This is a genomic window from Flavobacterium sp. Root901 (assembly GCF_001429765.1).
In the GTDB taxonomy this organism is placed as follows: Bacteria; Bacteroidota; Bacteroidia; order Flavobacteriales; family Flavobacteriaceae; genus Flavobacterium.
Window position 1 is genome coordinate 1,030,836 of the sequence record NZ_LMJB01000005.1, and the last position, 16,802, is coordinate 1,047,637.

Consider the following 16,802-nt stretch of genomic DNA (forward strand, 5'->3'; position numbering starts at 1 on the left):
ATGGAACTTACAGATGACATAATGTATGAAGCCGCGATAAATAAAGATTCTTCTTTTGAAGGAGTTTTTTTTACTGCAGTAAAAACGACCGGAATTTTTTGTCGTCCAACCTGCACGGCCAGAAAACCTAAACGTGAAAATGTTGAGTTTTTTACCAATTCAAAAGAAGCAATTTTAAAAGGTTACAGACCTTGTAAAGTTTGTTTTCCGCTTGAAAAACTTAATGAAACGCCGGATTTTATAAAAGAAATTTTAAGACAGTTATCGGAAAATCCGTCTTTTAAATTTAAAGATTCTGACTTGCTTAAACGCGGAATCGAACCCAGTAAAATGAGACGCTGGTTTTTAAAAAATCACGGAATTACATTTCACTCTTACCAGAGAATGTTTCGTATTAATAGTGCTTTTAAGAAGATTAAAAAAGGAGAAAATATTACCTCGGCTGCTTTTGACAGCGGATATGAATCCTTAAGCGGATTTAATGATTCTTTTAAAGCAGTTTTTGGAGTTTCGCCCAAAAACAGCAAAACTAAAAATGTAATTGATCTTAAAAGAATTGAAACCCCTTTAGGAACAATGTATGCCTGTGCAGTAAAAGAAGGAATTTGTCTTCTCGAATTTACAGACAGGAAAATGCTCGAAACGGAATTAAAATCGTTATCAAAAAATTTAAAGGCAACAATTGTTCAGGGTGAAAATGAACATTTTGAGGTTTTAGAAATTCAATTAAAAGAATATTTTGAAGGAAATAGAAAATATTTTACGATTCCAATATTTTCTCCGGGATCAGATTTTCAAAATAAGGTTTGGAAAGCATTATGCGATATACCATACGGAGATGTAAAGTCCTATAAAGAGCAATCTGCGGCTATTTGTAAACCAGAAGCCGTAAGAGCTGTAGCAAATGCCAATGGAATGAATAGGATTTCAATACTTATTCCGTGTCATCGCGTAGTTGGTTCTAACGGAGAATTAACAGGATATGGCGGCGGTTTGTGGAGAAAAAAATGGCTACTTGAATTTGAACAGAATAATAAATGAAAAAGAGCCAGTAACAATAAATGTCTTGACTCTTTTTTTATTCTCAAAAATTGAAAATCTATATTGTTATTCTATTTTTCAAAAATATTAATCCAAAGATTCGGTTAATTTCTTAAAAACAGACTTTGCATCTTTTCCTTCGTATAAAACAGCATAAACCGCGTCAATAATTGGCGTTTTTGCGCCGTAACCCTGATTTAATTTATAAGCACTTTTTGTCGCGTAATAACCTTCGGCAACCATACTCATTTCCATCATGGCACTTTTTACGGTGTAGCCTTTTCCAATCATATTTCCGAACATTCTGTTTCTCGAAAAAACAGAATATCCTGTCACTAACAAATCTCCTAAATAAGCAGAATCATTAATGTTACGTTTCATTTTATGTACTTTTCTGATGAATTTTTTCATTTCGCGAATTCCGTTACTCATCATTACCGATTGAAAATTATCGCCATAACCCAAACCGTGAGCAATTCCCGCAGCGATAGCATAAATGTTTTTAAGCATTGCAGCATATTCTGTACCAATAATATCGTCTGAAATTTTAGCTTTAATATAATTTCCTGAAAGCGATTTAGCAACAGTACAGGCTTTATCAGGATCTCCGCAGGCAATTGTTAAATAAGAAAGTCTTTCAAGGGCCACTTCCTCGGCATGACAGGGACCGGTAATTACTCCGATGTTATAATAAGGAATGTCGTACTGAATGTGGAAATGTTCTCCAACAATTAAACTTGTCTCAGGAACAATTCCTTTAATTGCTGAAAAAATAATTTTATCAGATAAAGAAACGGTCATATTTTTTAATTCGGCATCTAAAAAGGCAGATGGAATCGCAAAAATAATATAATCAGCATATTCGATTGCTTCGTTTATATTGCTGGTTAATTTAAGTTTATTGATGTCAAATTCAACAGAACTTAAATAATTTGGATTGTGTTTGTATTTCTGAATATGTTCGATTGCAGATTCATTACGCATATACCACGCAATTTCTGAAAGATTAACGCATAACATTTTTGCAATTGCCGTTGCCCAGCTTCCTCCTCCAATTACTGCAAATTTTAATTTTCCGCTCATTATTTTATTAATTTGAAACAAAAGTACTTAATAATGTAATAATAACATAAAATCTAATTTAAGAAATTTATTAAGAGCCATTCATTACTGTGGTTTTCAGGGCATTTCAAAATAATAAAAAATATTTTCAAGGCTTTATACAATAAAATTTAATTCGTTGCGTTTTAAGTGTTTAGAAATTAGAATTTTAATGAATTTATCAAAATTTGAGTTAGTTAGTTTTGTTTTAGTATTTTAAAAAGGCGTTCCTAAATTTATTAAGAACGCCTTTTTTGTGAAAATATCTATTTAAAAATTCCAAAATTCTTACGTTGTTGGAATTTGGAATTTACTAATAACTTAGTTCAACGATAAATTTTACTTTATCTAAAGTTACTAATTGGTTTTCTCCAAGACCTTTCCAGCCTCTTTCGTTAAAACGGTTTACGATAAAATCTGCTGTATTGCTGTAGTTTTCTGTGTATTGAGAAAGTTTGGTATCCATTCCCATAGTGTGAAAAAACTCAACTGTTTTATTAATTGCTTCTTTTGCGACTTCATCATCAGAACCAGAAAGGTTAAAAATACGTCTTCCGTATTGGGCTAATTTCCCTTTTTTAGTTTCGAACATTACGTTGTACAAACTTGGACCTATAATAGCCAAAGTTCTTGCGTGATCAATTCCATAAAGAGCCGTTAACTCGTGGCCAATCATATGTGTAGCCCAGTCGCTCGGAACACCTTTTTGAATTAATCCGTTTAAAGCCATTGTACAGCTCCACATAAAATTTGAAGCCAAAGCATAATCAGTTGGGTTTTCAACTACTTTTGGTCCAACTTCAATTAAAGTTTGTAAAATTCCTTCTGCAATTCTGTCTTGTAAATAACCTTCGTGAGGATAGGTTAAATATTGCTCCATAACATGGGTATAAGCATCTACAACTCCATTTTGAATTTGTCTTTTAGGTAAGGATTCAATTACTGTCGGATCACAGATTGAAAATTTTGGGAATAATGCGCTTCCGCCAAAAGCCAGTTTTTCCTGAGTAGATTCGATTGTAACAACCGATCCGGAATTCATTTCGCTTCCTGTTGCCGGAAGTGTCAAAACAGTTCCAAAAGGCAGCGCATTTTCTTTAATCAGAATTCTTTTTTGCAGAATATCAATTGGATTTCCTTCAAAGTTTACAGCGGCAGAAATAAATTTGACACCATCAATTACAGATCCTCCGCCAACAGCAAGAATAAAATTTATTTTTTCTGCTTTGATGACTTCCACAGCTTTCATTAAAGTTTCAAAATGCGGATTTGGTTCAATTCCTCCAAATTCTACAATTTCAAATCCTTTTAAGTTAGCTTTAACCTGATCGTAAACGCCATTTTTAAAAATACTTCCTCCTCCATAAGCCAAAAGGATTTTAGCATCTTTTGGAACCAATGTTGAAAGTTTTTCTATTTGCCCTTTTCCGAAAATTAAATTCGTCGGATTATATAATTCAAAGTTTAGCATTTTTTTTAAAGATTCTAAGATGCTAAGGTTCTGAGATTCTAAGTTTTTTTTCTTAAAAAAATAGAGCCTTAACATCTTGTTTATATTTATTTATTGTTTTAGTTTTTGAGATACTAAAATTCTAATTTGCTAAGAAAAAAACTTAGAACCTTAGCATATCAGTACCTTAGCACCTTTTTTATTTCAATTCTTGCAATAATTTCCCAGCCACTAATTTAGATGATGCGGGATTTTGGCCTGTAATTAAAAGTCCGTCGGCTACGGCATAAGGCTGCCAGTTTGCACCTTTAGAAAATTCAGCTCCATTTTGACTTAAAGCATCTTCAAGTAAAAACGGAACAACTTTAGTCAAACCAACTGCTTCTTCTTCAGAATTGGTAAATCCGGTAACTTTTTTGCCTTTTACTAAATAGTCGCCTTTTACTTTTACATTTTTTAAAACAGCCGGAGCATGACATACAAAAGCAACCGGTTTATTGTTGGTGTAAAAAGCTTCGATTAAAGCGATTGAACTTTTATCTTCAACCAAATCCCAAAGCGGTCCGTGTCCTCCGGGATAAAAAACTGCATCGTAATCTTTTTGATTAACTGTCGAAAGTTTTAAAGTGTTTTTTAATTTTTCCTGTAAAACTTTATCTGCATCAAAACGTTTTGTGTCTTCTGTTGCCGATGCCGGATCAGCACTTTTTGGATCAATTGGCGGCTGTCCTCCAAGCGGAGAAGCAATTGTAATTTCGACTCCCTGGTCTAGCAGTTCATAATAAGGTGCTGCAAATTCTTCAGACCAAAATCCTGTTTTTTCTCCTGTATTGCCCAGTTTATCATTACTGGTTACAACGAATAATACTTTTTTCATACTTTTTTTATTTGATTTTTGGGCCACAGCAGATGTGCTTATAGCTGTAAATGCAATTATTACGAGTAATGCGATTTTTTTCATAAGATTAAATTTTTAACAAATTTACGCCGAAAGTGATATCAGTAAAAATAAAATAAACTATGTTTGTTATAAATAAATTTATGTCATGGTAAATCTAGAATGGTACAGAACTTTTAAGGCAGTTTACAAGAACGGCAATTTTTCAGTTGCCGCAAAGGAATTATTTATGAGTCAGCCTGCAGTAAGTCAGCAGATTTCTATGCTGGAGGCTCATGTTGGGAATAAATTGTTTAATCGGAAATCAAAAGGTGTTGAGCCAACCGAATACGCTAAGTTACTGAATAATTTGATCATAGACGCACTTGATCGTCTGGAAAGTGTTGAAACCGGTTTTCGTGCCAAAGCAGAAGATGCCAATCGGTTAATTTCTGTTGGAATTTCGAAACATCTTTTTGACTGCGTGGGTGATCTTTTAATTTCCAAATTCGATTTAATCGATTTTACCTTTGCAGAAAATGACGAACTTTTTGCGCTGGTAGATTCTAAAAAATTAGATTTTGCAATTACAACCAAAAGGTTCGATACTTTTGATACTACTTACGAAATTGTCGGGAAAATTAAATTGATAATGGTGGCTCCCACGAATCTTGATATAACTGATTTTCGCCAGAAATTAAAAGCAGACAATTATACCGAAATAGAACAGTGGCTCAACGGACAAAAATGGTACAGTCATGATGCGCGTATTCCGCACATAAAATTATTCTGGCTGCATGCTTTTAATAAAAAACGACCGTCGATGGTTCCAAATTATATTATTCCGTCAGAGTCTGAGATGCTGCGTCTTTTAGCTAAAAATGATGGATTGGCCGTTACATGGAATTGTAATGCCAGAGATTATATCAAAAAAAATAAACTCCAGTTGGTATGGAACAGTTTTCACGTTCCGGAAGAATTTGTGTATTTACTGGCTCCAAAAAACAATAATGTCAAATCAATTTTTGACGTCATTGAAAAAGAACTCAAATTATTTTTTGGAAACAGGTTATAGTTTTTGGCCTCGAATTTCACGAATTTTTTTAGAAATCAGCTATAATTAATTCGTGAAAATTTGTGGCAACCCTTTACATAGAATAGTATGGAAAACCTACAAAATATCAGAGTTGCAGTTGATGCCATTGTATTTGGATATCAAAATAGTCAATTATATGTGCTTTTGATTCAGCAGAAATTTGGATCTGCAAATTCCTATTGGGCTTTGCCGGGGGGATTAGTAAAGAATGATGAATCTTTAAAAGAGGCTGTAAAAAGAGAATTAAAAGAAGAAACCAACGTAGATGTGGATTATTTTGAGCAACTATTTACGTTTGGAGATGATGTTGCAAGAGATCCAAGAAACCGGGTAGTTTCTGTGGCTTATTTTGCTTTGGTCGATCCTTCAAAACTGGAAATTAAAGCCGATTCTGATGCTGATAAAGTACAGTGGTTTAAAATTGAAGAAGTACCTGAATTAGCATTTGACCATAATCTTATTTTGCAAAAAGCAATCGAACGACTTAAAGCAAAACTGACTTATGAACCAATTGGTTTTGATTTGCTTCCAAAAGAATTCCTTTTTTCTGAACTCGAAAATTTATACTGCACCATTTTAGAGAAAGAAATTGAGCGTCGAAACTTTCGAAAAAAAATACTCAGTTTCGGAATTGTCGAAGAAACAGAAAATTATTCACCAATAAAAACGGGACGTCCGGCAAAATTATTTCGCTTTAATAAATTGAAATACAAAGAGTTAATTGAAAAAGGCTTCCACTTCGAAATAAAGTTTGCGTAATTTTTACACAAAATAAATTGTTTATTAAAAATTTAATTCTACATTTGCGTATAATTAACGCAAACTAAAAAGCTATGATACTAAATCTCGACCCAAAATTTGCTCCTTTTCAAAATCAGGAAGAAATAAAATTTCAAAGTTTCACTTTCTCTGGAGGAGAACCTCATATTAAAATCGTTCAGGATTTTGACGTTAATCGAAAAGTAACAATCACACATAGATTAAACTCTTTCAACGATTTAGGATTATTGTGTGTTACTGTTGATGCGTTACGAAGAATGGATGTCAAAATTATCGAATTGTTCATTCCGTATTTCCCGGCGGCAAGACAGGATCGTGTTATGATTCCGGGCGAACCTTTGTCTGTAAAAGTATTTGCTGATATTATCAACGCCATGCAATTGAATAAAGTTTTTGTTTTTGATGCACATTCAGAAGTTACTCCGGCTCTTTTAAATCATAGTACCGTAATTCCAAACTATACTTTTATAAAAGAAGTTTTAAACAGAATTGGCCAAAATGTAAAACTAATTTCTCCTGACGGAGGAGCTTTAAAGAAAATCTACAAAGTATCTGAGTTTTTGGGCGGTGTTGAAGTAGTAGAATGCAGTAAAAGCCGTGATGTAAAAACCGGAAAATTGTCTGGATTTAAAGTTTACAATGACGATTTAGAAGGAATGGATTGTTTAATTGTCGATGATATTTGCGATGGAGGAGGAACTTTTGTTGGACTGGCAGAAGAATTAAAAAAGAAAAACGCCGGAAAATTATACTTAGCTGTAAGTCACGGTATTTTTAATAAAGGTTTTGAGGTTTTAAATTGCTTCGACGGCATTTTTACAACAAATTCTTTTAAAGATTTTGAAGGTGAAAGTGTTGTTCAGGTGATTGGATTAGACAAATTAGTTTAAAGTTTCAGGTTTCAAGTTACTGTTGGAATCTAAAAAAATAAAAATCTATTAATTGTTTCAAGTTTAAAACCAATTTTCAAGTCAAGTACACAACTTGAAACCTGAAACTTGAAACCAAAAACAACCAAAAAATTATGAGCGACGATTTAAAACCAAGATTTATTGAGTCTTTAAAAAGAAACAATGATCAGATTAGAGAAGACAGAGCCAAAACAATTGGTGAAGATTCTGAATTAATTTACAGAAGAAGAGTCGAAGACATCGAATTAAAAATCAAAAGACTTGAAAGAGAACAGGAAGGACTGATCGATATCAGTCCGCTGGATAAAAACAGTTTGACATTTGCGGATTTTCAGCCGGAAGCTTTTGTTCAGAAAGACATGGAACTTTCGCTGACGATTAGAAATTTAAACATCCAGTTTGAAGTTACAAAAAAGAGATTTGAATATTTATTTGGTAAAAAATATTAATCATGGGAGGTACAAGATACGATATAAGCGCTCGTTTGAGCAGAGCAGAAGCGGCAGGTTATGGAAAAAAATCTGCCAGTGAGATATTTACACAGAATGCATTACACAGAGCTCATGAATCTATGAATCCGAATGGCGTGATTTTTAGAGAAGCGAGAGATTCTGAAGTGCATCCAAATACAGTTCCGATTATTTTAGGACTGGATGTAACGGGAAGTATGGGGCATATTCCGCACGAATTGATTAAAGACGGACTTCCAAAATTAATGGGCGGTATTATTCAGGGCGGTGTTCCGGATCCGGCACTTTTGTTCTTAGGAATCGGAGATCACGAATGCGACAGCTATCCGCTTCAGGTGGGACAGTTTGAGTCTGGTGACGAAGAATTGGATATGTGGTTAACCAGAACATACATAGAAGGCGGAGGCGGAGGAAATGCTGGAGAAAGTTATCTTTTAGCGTGGTATTTTGCAGCTTTTCATACCAAAACCGATGCTTTCGAAAAAAGAGGGCAAAAAGGATTGTTATTTACCGTTGGTGATGAACCAGGTTTAAAAAAACTTCCGGCTTCTGCCATTAAAGAAATTATGGGTCAGGGACAGCAAACCTACACGCATTTAGAATTATTAGCAGAAGCACAAAAACGTTACGATGTCTATCACATTAGTGTCTTGCACTCTGGACAAGCGATCAACGCGGATGTAGAATGGAAAGAATTATTAGGTCAGAATTGTTTATCGATTGAAGATCACAGAGAAATTCCAAACGTAATTAAAAAGATTATCTGCGATAAACATAAAAGTTCTGGTTTAGGAAGACCAGTTGCAGGAACAGATAGTTTAGATAATATAGAAATGCTTTAAATTTTTTAACACATAGAAACATAGGTTTTTCTGTCTCTGAGAAAAGAAAGTAGAAAGAAACTAGTTTCTAACACATAGCTATGTTTGTTCAAATGAGTAAAACGCCTTTTACTCGTTCCTAAAAGCTATGATTCTATGTGTTTAAATAAAAGACAACAAAATGAAAACAGCGCAAATAGTTATAGGTTTAGGATTTGGTGATGAAGGAAAAGGCATAACAACAGATTTTCTGGCAAAACAAAACCCTGAATCTATAGTTATTCGCTTTTCCGGAGGACAACAGGCCGCGCATACCGTTATGATTGGCGATCGAAAACACGTTCATTCGAGTTTTGCGAGCGGTGCACTTCGTGGTCTTCCGTCCTATTACAGCGAGCATTGTACGATTCATCCGCTTTTTCTGTATAACGAAAGAGAAGAATTAAAAGAGAAAAACGCTAATCTGGATTTGTACATTCATCCCTTAGCAAAAGTTACAACGCCCTTTGATGTCTGGCACAACAGAGGAAATGTACGAAACATCGAAAACGGAACCTGTGGAAAAGGTATCGGTTCTACCATGAAAAGAAATGAAGGTCCGTATAAATTGTTTGCCATTGATTTGATCGCGCCACGCGAAATGCTTTTAGAAAAACTAAATCAAATCGCGTATTACTATGGTTTTTCAAACGAAGATGACATTGATGAAGAAGTAAAACAATATTTGGAAGCGATTGATAAACTCAAATGGAATATCGTCGATTATAGTTTTCTTTCCAAATACGAAAATCTAATTTTTGAAGGAAGTCAAGGCATTTTATTAGATATGGATCACGGTGTTTTTCCCAATGTGACGTATGCCAATACGACTTCAAAAAATGCCATTGAAATTTGTAATAAACTAAAGATTGAAGACGTAGAGATTTATTACGCAACCAGAAGCTATACGACCCGACACGGACACGGCTGGATGCCAAATGAAGGAGAAATTAAATTAAAAAACAACGAAGAAGAAACCTGTGTTTTCAACGAATATCAAAAACACTTACGTTTTGGAGCTCTCGATTATAATCTATTAAATTATGCTTTACAACTCGATGCTGCTTACAGCCCAATGGCAAAACGAAATTTGGTGGTAACCTGTATGGATCAGCTGGAGCAGGATTATGAGTTTGAAAGTCTCACAACGGAATTCAATTCAATCTACGGATCATTTTCACCCGATTCAAAAGATTTTAAAAACATCACTTCTTTGTATCAATAAAATAGAAAACAATGAAAGACATTCAATATACAAAAGGCGATGCAACGTCGCCTCAAGCATCAGGAAACAAAATAATTGTTCACGTTTGCAATGACATTGGCGGATGGGGAAAAGGATTTGTAATGGCGATTTCAAAAAGATGGAAAGAACCGGAAAAACAATATCGTGAATGGTTCAAATCAAAAGAAGATTTCGAATTAGGAAAAGTGCAGTTTGTTCAGGTTGAAGAAGATTTATGGGTGGCGAATCTAATTGGTCAGCACAAAATTAATAAAGATGAAAACGGAAGCGCTCCAATTCGATATAATGCTTTTGAAGAAGGATTAAAGGCAGTTTCTGATTTTGCAAAAAAGAATAATGCATCAGTTCATATGCCCAGAATCGGCTGTGGATTAGCAGGTGGAAAATGGGAAATGATCGAACCGATTATTATTCAAAAATTGTCAGACAATGATGTAGAAGTTGTTGTTTATGACTTTTAAATAATAAAAAAACTATACCGCATTAGACCTAACAGATTTTTAAAACCTGTTAGATCTCAGGTAAACTTAAAAACAAACAAACACAATCAACGGATTGTGTATTTATAAAATGAAAATAGAATTAAAAAAATATAACGAGCAATTACAAGAATGGCCTCAAACAGGTTATCACATAATGGCTCAGTATGATGATGAAAAAATAATAGTTTATCAGTCATACCGAAAAGAAATAGGCGATTTTGCTGTAAAAAATCAGTTTTTTGGGGGCGCTTTCAGTCTCGACAGAATGACCTGGATCAAACCCAATTTTCTCTGGATGATGTATCGAAACGGCTGGGGAACTAAAGAAGGTCAGGAAGTGGTTTTGGCAATTCATCTGAAAAGAGAGGTTTTTGAAAAATATCTTCAAAACGCGGTTTATTCTACTTATAGTTCCGATTTAGGAATAAGTAATGAAGAATGGCAGGCACAGGTTAAATCCTCTTCGGTAAGATTACAGTGGGATCCCGATCATGATCCGTACGGAGGAAAATTAGAAAGACGCGCCATTCAGATTGGTTTGCGAAATGAATTTACGAGATCTTTTGCCACAGAAGATATTCTGTTGATCGAAGATATTTCGGGTTTTGTATCTGAACAATATGAGTTTGTTCAAAGGAGAGAATTAGAAAATCTAAATATTCCGGCAGAAAAACCATTTCTTTTTAAGAATGAAGAATTGAATAAAAAATTAAAAATAACATAGAAAGATGAATGAAAAAACAGCAAAAAGCGTCAGCAAATTTTTGAGCCTGGTGCTGCGACATTCGCCTGAAACTATCGGATTAAAATTAGACGAAAATGGATGGGCAGATGTAGATGAATTAATAGAAAAATGTAATAAAAAAGGAAGTCAAAATCAGATGACGGCTGAACTTCTCGATTATGTTGTAGAAAATAACGATAAAAAGCGTTTTGCTTTTAACGAAGATAAAACCAAGATCCGTGCAAGCCAAGGACATTCTATTTCTGTAGAATTAAATTTGGCAGAAACTGAACCTTCAGAATATTTATACCACGGAACGGTTGGTAAGTTTATGGAAAGTATTCGTAAAGAAGGCTTGAAAAAAATGAGTCGTCAGCATGTGCATTTGAGTAAAGACAAGGAAACGGCAACAAAAGTAGGAAGCAGAAGAGGAATCGCTCAGATATTAACCGTTAGAAGCGGTGCTATGCACAGAGAAGGATATACATTTTATTTATCTGAAAATAATGTCTGGCTGACGGATGAGGTTCCGGCGAAATACATTGAATTTTAAAAATGAAAAGAACATTAGTTTTTGGCGATATTCACGGTGGATTAAAAGCCTTGATTCAATTAGTAGAAAGAATTGATTTGTCTGAAAATGACCGACTAATTTTCTTAGGCGATTATGTTGACGGCTGGAGCGAATCGGCTCAGGTTATAGATTTCCTTTTTGATTTAGCTCAAAAACAGGAATGTATTTTTATAAGAGGCAATCATGATGTTTGGTGTCACGAATGGCTTCAGAATGATGTTGTAAACGAAATTTGGTTTATGCACGGCGGAAAATCAACTATAGAAAGTTATCAAAATATCGATTTTCTGCGAAAGCAGAAACATCTTGATTTCTTTAAAAACATGAAAGATTATTTTGTAGACGAAAATAACAATTTATTTATCCATGCTGGTTTTTCATCCATGCACGGACCAGAAAAAGAACATTATCAAAGCAATTTTTCCTGGGACAGAACGTTGTGGGAAATGGCCTTGACGATGGATAAAAGAATCCAAAAAGATTCCAATTTGTATCCGAAAAGATTATTGCTTTTTAATGAAATTTACATTGGGCATACTCCAACACTTCATTATGATGTCGAAATTCCGATGCAGGGCTGCAATGTCTGGAATGTTGATACAGGAGCAGGTTTTTACGGAAAACTTTCGTGTATTGCTGTAGAGTCAAAAAAGTTTTGGCAGAGTGATGTGGTGCAAACCTTGTATCCTGATGAAAAAGGAAGAAATAAAAGATGAAAAATAAGATAGAGGCCGGTTTATTAGGTTTAGCGGTTGGAGACGCTTTGGGAGTTCCGGTCGAGTTTAAATCCAGAGCGTATTTAAAAGAAAATCCTGTTACCGAAATGTTTGGTTTTGGAACTCATTATCAACCGGCAGGGACCTGGAGCGATGACAGCTCACTTACTTTTTGTTTAGCGGAAAGTTTGACTAAAAGTTATGATTTAAATGATATTGCCAAAAATTTCGTTAAATGGTACGGGGCAGATTTATGGACTCCGCATGGGAAAGTTTTCGATATCGGAATAGCGACCACACATGCAATTGAAAATATTGCAAAAGGACATCAGCCAGATTTATGCGGGGGTTTTTCTGAAAGTGATAATGGAAATGGTTCCTTAATGCGTATTTTACCTTTGGTTTTTTATCTTCAAAAACAAAATGATATTGAAGTTATCTACCAAAAAGTAAAAGAAGTTTCATCTATAACGCATGCACATTTCCGTTCGATATTTGCCTGTTTTATTTACGTTGTATATTGTTTGGAAATTCTGAAAGATAAAGATAAATTCGAAGCTTATAAAGACATGCAAAATGTGCTGTCGAAGTTCTTAGAAAATAAAAGTTTCAATCCTGTCGAAATTCAATTATTTGACAGAATTTTAAAAAATGATATTTCACAATATCCCGAAGTAAATATTCATTCTTCCGGTTATGTATTAGACAGCCTGCAAGCTAGTTTGTGGTGTTTTTTAAATTCAGATTCTTATAAAGAAACCGTTTTAAAAGCTGTAAATTTAGGTGAAGATACTGATACAACCGGAGCAATTGCAGGAGGTTTGGCAGGAATTTATTTTGGACTGAAAAGTATTCCGCAAAAATGGATTGAGAATTTAGTCCGTATAAACGATATAAAAGATTTGGCTGAAAGATTAGCAGATAATTTAAATAAAAATATATGAATCCATTATTATTAACCGATGGTTACAAAGTTGACCACAGAAGACAATACCCGGACGGAACAACATTAGTTTATTCTAACTGGACACCAAGAAAATCTCGTATAGAAGAAGTTGATGAAGTGATCTTTTTCGGATTGCAGTATTTCATCAAAAAATATATTATTCATGACTTTGAAGAGTCTTTTTTCAAAAAGCCAAAAGAAGAAGTTGTAAAAAAGTATTCTCGCAGAATCAATAATTATTTAGGCGAAAATTTAGTCGGAACCAAGCATATCGAAGATTTACACGATTTAGGATATATTCCGATGGTTTTTAAAGCCTTGCCGGAAGGAGCGAGTGTTCCGTTGCGAGTACCAATGTTTACGATGTACAATACGATTCCGGAGTTTTTCTGGCTGACAAATTATTTCGAAACCTTACTTTCTGCGGTGGTTTGGTTACCTTGTAACTCAGCGACAATTGCAAAAGAATACAGAAAAGTATTAGACAAATTTGCCGCAGAAACTTCTTCTATTCCTGAATTTGTAGACTGGCAGGCACACGATTTCTCAATGAGAGGAATGGGCGGAATCGAAGCAGCGCTGACTTCCGCAGCGGGACATTTATTGAGTTTTACAGGATCTGATACGATTCCGGCAATCGATTTCTTAGAAGAATATTACAACGCCAATTCAGATCAGGAATTGGTTGCAGGTTCAGTTGCAGCAACAGAACATTCTGTGATGTGTATGGGAACGACTGAAGGAGAATATGAAACTTTTAAAAGATTAATTACAGAAGTATATCCAAAAGGAATTGTTTCGATTGTTTCTGATACGTGGGATTTATGGAAAGTGTTGACAGATTATCTGCCACGTTTGAAGGAAGATATTGTTTCAAGAGAAGGAAAAGTTGTGATTCGTCCTGACAGCGGTGACCCGATTTTAATTATCTGCGGAAATCCGGACGGGAAAACAGAACAAGAGAAAAAAGGAGTAATCGAATTGCTTTGGGATGTTTTTGGCGGAACAATAAACGATAAAGGTTTCAGAGAATTGGTTCCGCAGATTGGGGCTATTTACGGAGATAGTATTACCGTTGCCAGAGCAACCCAAATCTGTAAAAAATTAAAAGATAAAGGTTTTGCTTCTACCAATGTGGTTTTAGGAATTGGATCTTTCACTTATCAATACAACACTCGTGATATTTTCGGTTTTGCGATGAAAGCGACTTACGGAGAAGTAAACGGAGAGGGAAGAGCCATCTTCAAAGATCCTATTACAGATGACGGAACTAAAAAATCGGCCAAAGGATTAATGAAAATTGATCTAATCGACGGCAAGTATCATTTAACCGATAATGTTTCCTGGGAAGAAGAAAAACAAGGCGAATTGAAAGAGGTTTTCAGAGATGGAAAACTTTTAGCAGATCAATCTTTGAGTGAGATTAGGACAAGAGTAAAAAGCGATATTAGTATCGAAGCTTAATTATAATCAAAGCCTGAATTTTGGATTCAGGCTTTTTTATGCGTTTTTGTTTTTTAGTTTTGTTTGTCATTTCGACGAAGGAGAAATCTCCGCGAGAAGCTCGACAAAGATTGGAATTTCGTTGAGGAGTTACTTGCGGAGATTTCTCCTTCGTCGAAATGACAATATTGTGTGTAATCTTTTATTTCCTGTAAAAATTATTATGATCAATATATTCCCAAACTTTTGCAGGAAGTAAAGGCTGAATATTTTTGCCATCTTTAATGCTGTTTCTGATAAAAGTAGAAGAGATCTCTACAATAGGGGCATCGATAATATGAATTTTTGAGTGTGATTTTAATTCGGTATTTTCAGGTTCATCAGAAATTCTCGGGTACACATAAATATCATGATTTTCAAGAATCACTTCATAGTTTTTCCATTTATGAAGCGTTTTCAGGTTGTCTTCGCCCATAATTAATGAAAATTCGTGATTTGGATATTTTTCCTGTAAATGTGCAAGTGTTACTATAGTGTAGCTTGGCTGAGGTAATTTAAATTCAATATCCGACGGTTTTATCTTTGGATAATCTTCTGTTGCCAGAAAAACCATTTCCAATCGCTGATGATCATCTAAAAGCGTTGCTTTTTTCTTCAACGGATTATGCGGTGTAACGACCATCCAAATCTGATCTAAACCGGCAAATTCTGCCATATGGTTGGCAATAATCATATGACCAACATGAATTGGATTATATGTGCCGAAATAAAGGCCTATTTTCATTTTCTTGTAGTTTCACAGAGAAGGTACTAAGATAACAAAGATTCGCAAAGTTTAACCAGACTATGCGAATCTCTGTATTTTTTCTTGTGAATCTCTGCAGAATAAAATTACTTATTTACAAAATCCTTAACCAACTGGTGCGCTTCTTCTAAAGCAACTGGTAAATCATAGTTTTTGATAATCACGTCAAATTGGGGAGCAGTAGCCAATTCTACAGATGCTTTTGCAATACGCATATTGATTTTGTCGTCACTTTCAGTAGAACGTTCTTTAAGTCTGCGTTTCAATTCATCTACGCTTGGAGGTTTTACGAAAACTGCTAAAGTTTGTTCCGGGAATTTATGTTTAATACGTAATCCGCCTGCGACATCAATGTCAAAAATCACGTTTTTCCCTAAAGCCCAGATTCTTTCAATTTCAGATTTTAAGGTACCGTAAAAATTATCGCGGTAAACCTCTTCCCATTCCAAAAAATCTTCTGCTTTAATGTGTTTTTTGAACTCTTCTAACGAAATAAAATAATAATCTTTTCCATGTACTTCTTCTCCACGAGGATCACGCGAAGCCGCCGAAATTGAAAATTCAAGATTTAAATCTTCTTGCGCCAATAAGTGTTTTACGATCGTTGTTTTTCCTGATCCTGATGGTGCTGAAAAAACAATTAATTTTCCTTTGTTCATTGTGTGTTTATGTGTGATCTGTCTTAAAAACTAAATTCTTTTTTCAAGACAGATAGTAATTCATTATAGGAGATTAATTCATCTATTGTTGGATAATGTTTGAGATAAGATTCTGGGTTATCAAATGAAAAGCTGTTTTTGTTTTTTCCATTTCTAACATAGACTTTATATCTAGTACCATCCAAAATATGTGTTTTAGCTCTCGAAATAACTCTTTCACCTCTATCTAAATTAATATGAGGTTTACCAAATTTGTATCTTACAGCTTCCATATCGGGAAGAAATTCAACATTTGTAATTAGAAGATTCAGCCAAATTAAATCTGCATCTTTTAGTTTTAACTTCCCAATAGGCTCTTTTGGAAAACTTATTTGATCAATTTTGGTTACAGTTTTAAAATCTTTTGAATACCAAAACTTATAAGTAATCCATTCATTATTTTTATTTCTGAACATTCGAATAATATCAATCGCATTTGTGGTAGAATAATCTTTATAAATACGAATCTCTTGTTGATATTCTAAAGTATCAGATATTTCTAAAATTTTATTTATTTCAGATAGTTCTTGTCCAAAACAATTAAACATAATCAGAAAGAAGCAAATAAAATAATACTTCATG

The 16,802-nt window shown here is 34.3% G+C and carries 19 protein-coding genes; 13 read left to right on the forward strand and 6 right to left on the reverse strand.

Annotated features, from left to right (window positions below):
* Complete coding sequence (locus ASE21_RS22405) at positions 1 to 1,041, forward strand: bifunctional transcriptional activator/DNA repair enzyme AdaA (RefSeq protein WP_057122099.1); 1,041 nt, start codon at positions 1 to 3, stop codon at positions 1,039 to 1,041.
* A gap of 87 nt (positions 1,042 to 1,128) precedes the next feature.
* Here ASE21_RS22405 and ASE21_RS08145 read toward each other — a convergent pair whose 3' ends face one another.
* The 3 genes from ASE21_RS08145 to ASE21_RS08155 form a co-directional block, all read right to left on the reverse strand.
* The gene (locus ASE21_RS08145; RefSeq protein WP_057122100.1) at positions 1,129 to 2,124 is read right to left on the reverse strand and encodes an NAD(P)H-dependent glycerol-3-phosphate dehydrogenase; all 996 of its coding nucleotides are present in this window, start codon (positions 2,122 to 2,124) and stop codon (positions 1,129 to 1,131) included.
* Between the two features lie 331 nt (positions 2,125 to 2,455).
* Entirely contained in the window at positions 2,456 to 3,613 is a 1,158-nt protein-coding gene (locus ASE21_RS08150) for an iron-containing alcohol dehydrogenase (protein WP_057122101.1), read from the reverse strand.
* Positions 3,614 to 3,791: 178 nt separating this feature from the next.
* Positions 3,792 to 4,553, reverse strand: coding sequence for a type 1 glutamine amidotransferase domain-containing protein (locus ASE21_RS08155; protein WP_057122102.1), 762 nt, complete (start codon positions 4,551 to 4,553; stop codon positions 3,792 to 3,794).
* An 85-nt stretch (positions 4,554 to 4,638) separates the two neighbouring features.
* Here ASE21_RS08155 and ASE21_RS08160 point away from each other — a divergent pair, with 85 nt between their 5' ends.
* The 12 genes from ASE21_RS08160 (at position 4,639) to ASE21_RS08215 (ending at position 14,738) form a co-directional block, all read left to right on the forward strand.
* Positions 4,639 to 5,544: a LysR family transcriptional regulator gene (locus tag ASE21_RS08160; RefSeq protein WP_057122103.1), complete on the forward strand. Its 906-nt coding sequence runs from the start codon at positions 4,639 to 4,641 to the stop codon at positions 5,542 to 5,544.
* 87 nt (positions 5,545 to 5,631) lie between these two features.
* Positions 5,632 to 6,324, forward strand: coding sequence for an NUDIX hydrolase (locus ASE21_RS08165; protein WP_057122104.1), 693 nt, complete (start codon positions 5,632 to 5,634; stop codon positions 6,322 to 6,324).
* Positions 6,325 to 6,398: 74 nt separating this feature from the next.
* Positions 6,399 to 7,235 carry a ribose-phosphate diphosphokinase gene (gene prs / locus ASE21_RS08170; RefSeq protein WP_057122105.1) on the forward strand — a complete coding sequence of 279 codons (837 nt, stop codon included), beginning with the start codon at positions 6,399 to 6,401 and terminating at the stop codon, positions 7,233 to 7,235.
* A gap of 134 nt (positions 7,236 to 7,369) precedes the next feature.
* Complete coding sequence (locus ASE21_RS08175) at positions 7,370 to 7,705, forward strand: hypothetical protein (RefSeq protein WP_057122106.1); 336 nt, start codon at positions 7,370 to 7,372, stop codon at positions 7,703 to 7,705.
* Between the two features lie 2 nt (positions 7,706 to 7,707).
* Positions 7,708 to 8,568 (forward strand): hypothetical protein, encoded by an 861-nt coding sequence (locus ASE21_RS08180; RefSeq protein ID WP_057122107.1) that lies wholly within the window; start codon positions 7,708 to 7,710, stop codon positions 8,566 to 8,568.
* 160 nt (positions 8,569 to 8,728) lie between these two features.
* Entirely contained in the window at positions 8,729 to 9,811 is a 1,083-nt protein-coding gene (locus tag ASE21_RS08185) for an adenylosuccinate synthetase (RefSeq protein WP_057122108.1), read from the forward strand.
* A gap of 11 nt (positions 9,812 to 9,822) precedes the next feature.
* Complete coding sequence (locus tag ASE21_RS08190) at positions 9,823 to 10,293, forward strand: macro domain-containing protein (protein WP_057122109.1); 471 nt, start codon at positions 9,823 to 9,825, stop codon at positions 10,291 to 10,293.
* A gap of 109 nt (positions 10,294 to 10,402) precedes the next feature.
* Positions 10,403 to 11,038, forward strand: a complete 636-nt coding sequence (locus ASE21_RS08195; protein WP_057122110.1) for a DUF4291 domain-containing protein — start codon at positions 10,403 to 10,405, stop codon at positions 11,036 to 11,038.
* 4 nt (positions 11,039 to 11,042) lie between these two features.
* A complete protein-coding gene (locus ASE21_RS08200; protein WP_057122111.1) occupies positions 11,043 to 11,591 on the forward strand; it encodes an RNA 2'-phosphotransferase in 549 nt (182 codons plus the stop codon).
* Positions 11,592 to 11,593: 2 nt separating this feature from the next.
* The gene (locus ASE21_RS08205) at positions 11,594 to 12,328 is read left to right on the forward strand and encodes a metallophosphoesterase family protein (protein WP_057122112.1); all 735 of its coding nucleotides are present in this window, start codon (positions 11,594 to 11,596) and stop codon (positions 12,326 to 12,328) included.
* On the forward strand, positions 12,325 to 13,272 hold the full coding sequence (locus ASE21_RS08210; RefSeq protein ID WP_057122113.1) for an ADP-ribosylglycohydrolase family protein: 948 nt from the start codon (positions 12,325 to 12,327) through the stop codon (positions 13,270 to 13,272). The genes ASE21_RS08205 and ASE21_RS08210 overlap by 4 nt, the downstream gene beginning before the upstream one ends.
* Positions 13,269 to 14,738, forward strand: a complete 1,470-nt coding sequence (locus ASE21_RS08215) for a nicotinate phosphoribosyltransferase (protein ID WP_057122114.1) — start codon at positions 13,269 to 13,271, stop codon at positions 14,736 to 14,738. The genes ASE21_RS08210 and ASE21_RS08215 overlap by 4 nt, the downstream gene beginning before the upstream one ends.
* A gap of 181 nt (positions 14,739 to 14,919) precedes the next feature.
* On the opposite strand, the gene nadD is transcribed toward ASE21_RS08215, so the two are convergent.
* From nadD to ASE21_RS08230, 3 genes are all read right to left on the reverse strand, one after another.
* Complete coding sequence (gene nadD / locus ASE21_RS08220) at positions 14,920 to 15,501, reverse strand: nicotinate (nicotinamide) nucleotide adenylyltransferase (RefSeq protein ID WP_057122115.1); 582 nt, start codon at positions 15,499 to 15,501, stop codon at positions 14,920 to 14,922.
* Between the two features lie 107 nt (positions 15,502 to 15,608).
* The gene (gene gmk, locus ASE21_RS08225) at positions 15,609 to 16,181 is read right to left on the reverse strand and encodes a guanylate kinase (RefSeq protein WP_057122116.1); all 573 of its coding nucleotides are present in this window, start codon (positions 16,179 to 16,181) and stop codon (positions 15,609 to 15,611) included.
* A gap of 23 nt (positions 16,182 to 16,204) precedes the next feature.
* Complete coding sequence (locus ASE21_RS08230) at positions 16,205 to 16,801, reverse strand: hypothetical protein (protein WP_128414672.1); 597 nt, start codon at positions 16,799 to 16,801, stop codon at positions 16,205 to 16,207.
* Position 16,802: the final 1 nt, after the last annotated feature.

Coding starts and splice junctions, on each gene's coding strand:
- ASE21_RS22405 (WP_057122099.1), top strand. CDS start 1: ATGGAACTTACAGATGACATAATGTATGAAGCCGCGATAAATAAAGAT.
- ASE21_RS08145 (WP_057122100.1), bottom strand. CDS start 2,124: ATGAGCGGAAAATTAAAATTTGCAGTAATTGGAGGAGGAAGCTGGGCA.
- ASE21_RS08150 (WP_057122101.1), bottom strand. CDS start 3,613: ATGCTAAACTTTGAATTATATAATCCGACGAATTTAATTTTCGGAAAA.
- ASE21_RS08155 (WP_057122102.1), bottom strand. CDS start 4,553: ATGAAAAAAATCGCATTACTCGTAATAATTGCATTTACAGCTATAAGC.
- ASE21_RS08160 (WP_057122103.1), top strand. CDS start 4,639: ATGGTAAATCTAGAATGGTACAGAACTTTTAAGGCAGTTTACAAGAAC.
- ASE21_RS08165 (WP_057122104.1), top strand. CDS start 5,632: ATGGAAAACCTACAAAATATCAGAGTTGCAGTTGATGCCATTGTATTT.
- prs (WP_057122105.1), top strand. CDS start 6,399: ATGATACTAAATCTCGACCCAAAATTTGCTCCTTTTCAAAATCAGGAA.
- ASE21_RS08175 (WP_057122106.1), top strand. CDS start 7,370: ATGAGCGACGATTTAAAACCAAGATTTATTGAGTCTTTAAAAAGAAAC.
- ASE21_RS08180 (WP_057122107.1), top strand. CDS start 7,708: ATGGGAGGTACAAGATACGATATAAGCGCTCGTTTGAGCAGAGCAGAA.
- ASE21_RS08185 (WP_057122108.1), top strand. CDS start 8,729: ATGAAAACAGCGCAAATAGTTATAGGTTTAGGATTTGGTGATGAAGGA.
- ASE21_RS08190 (WP_057122109.1), top strand. CDS start 9,823: ATGAAAGACATTCAATATACAAAAGGCGATGCAACGTCGCCTCAAGCA.
- ASE21_RS08195 (WP_057122110.1), top strand. CDS start 10,403: ATGAAAATAGAATTAAAAAAATATAACGAGCAATTACAAGAATGGCCT.
- ASE21_RS08200 (WP_057122111.1), top strand. CDS start 11,043: ATGAATGAAAAAACAGCAAAAAGCGTCAGCAAATTTTTGAGCCTGGTG.
- ASE21_RS08205 (WP_057122112.1), top strand. CDS start 11,594: ATGAAAAGAACATTAGTTTTTGGCGATATTCACGGTGGATTAAAAGCC.
- ASE21_RS08210 (WP_057122113.1), top strand. CDS start 12,325: ATGAAAAATAAGATAGAGGCCGGTTTATTAGGTTTAGCGGTTGGAGAC.
- ASE21_RS08215 (WP_057122114.1), top strand. CDS start 13,269: ATGAATCCATTATTATTAACCGATGGTTACAAAGTTGACCACAGAAGA.
- nadD (WP_057122115.1), bottom strand. CDS start 15,501: ATGAAAATAGGCCTTTATTTCGGCACATATAATCCAATTCATGTTGGT.
- gmk (WP_057122116.1), bottom strand. CDS start 16,181: ATGAACAAAGGAAAATTAATTGTTTTTTCAGCACCATCAGGATCAGGA.
- ASE21_RS08230 (WP_128414672.1), bottom strand. CDS start 16,801: ATGAAGTATTATTTTATTTGCTTCTTTCTGATTATGTTTAATTGTTTT.